This window comes from Bartonella sp. TS82HLJMH (genome assembly GCF_042193495.1).
Taxonomy (GTDB): Bacteria; Pseudomonadota; Alphaproteobacteria; order Rhizobiales; family Rhizobiaceae; genus Bartonella; species Bartonella grahamii.
In genome coordinates, this window is record NZ_JBHILU010000069.1 from 1 (window position 1) to 1,177 (window position 1,177).

Below are 1,177 nucleotides of genomic sequence, written 5' to 3' on the forward strand. Positions count from 1 at the left end.
TTTTTGCCAATTTCTACAGAAGATAAAAATGCTATAGATACGCCTAATTTATTAGCCATATCTAATAAACGTTCTGTCCGATCAATACGAATTTTACGTAAGGTTTTGCCAAATGGTGTAAGCATGTGATTAAAGCTCCTATTAATGAAATCTGCAATTAAGCTGCTTTGAGAAGCGAGCCTATATTCTTTTCTAAAAATTGAGGTACTTTGATTTTAGGTGAAAAAATCATCAATTCGGTAGCTTGCCTTTTCTCTTGTAGAGAATATTGTAAGCTAAATTCTATTGAGAGATATTGCCTATACAAAAATTTAATTTCTTCAACGTTGTCATAAGTAATTAGCCAAGGCGCTGTCACATGTTGGGAGATGACATTCTCTAAATTATTATGATCATTAGCTTTGTAAAACGAAGTGTAAAGCCCTTTTCCTTTTTTAAAATAAGGAGGGTCCATATAAAAAAAGGTGTTTTCATCAGTTCCATAACGCAGCAAAAATTCCCGTGCATTTAAACGAGTTAAATGTATTTTATCTTTTTGTTCACTTATGCGAAGAATGCGTTCAATTATATTCTCTTTGTTAAATCGGCAATCTATTTTATAGGCACCGCTTTGTCCTTTCCCTCCAATTGGTCCAGCATTTTTAATAATTCCAGATCTATTTGTGCGATTCAAAAAGAGTGCTGCAAATCCTGCGCTAAGCACATCTGCACTTGCAGGAGAAATTTCTTTTTGTATGTACCATTCTTCTAAGTTAATGGTCGTTATATTGATTTTTTCTATTAATTCTTCCGTCTTGTGCAAAACGCAATACCAAAAGCTCCAAATGAACAGATCAATATCGTTAATGTGAATATCTTTAACATCACCATTAAAAAGAAGCTTTAGAGCAAGTCCGCACCCGCCAGCAAATGGCTCTCTATAGGAACAGCCATTTAATGCATTTTTCTCAAATATTTCTTTGATTTTTCCATACAGTGCAGCCTTACCGCCTGGATATCTCAATGGTGAGCAGACATGAGTCATTGTTACGCGCCTTTTTCAATGATTTTTTGATGTTTTTGTTGATTTCATCTATGAACGTTGAGAAGAGACAACGCCATTTAATCTGAACAGTTTTATAAAATCGGAAATTTTACTTTTGGTTTTTAACTGAGCACTGTAGTGTGTAAATAGATA

The 1,177-nt window shown here is 33.9% G+C and carries 1 protein-coding gene and 1 pseudogene; both read right to left on the bottom strand.

What is annotated here, in order from left to right:
* A pseudogene (locus tag ACFIKO_RS09235) lies at positions 1 to 125 on the bottom strand (XRE family transcriptional regulator); the annotation flags it as partial.
* A 32-nt stretch (positions 126 to 157) separates the two neighbouring features.
* Positions 158 to 1,024: a DNA adenine methylase gene (locus ACFIKO_RS09240; protein ID WP_375673878.1), complete on the bottom strand. Its 867-nt coding sequence runs from the start codon at positions 1,022 to 1,024 to the stop codon at positions 158 to 160.
* Positions 1,025 to 1,177: the final 153 nt, after the last annotated feature.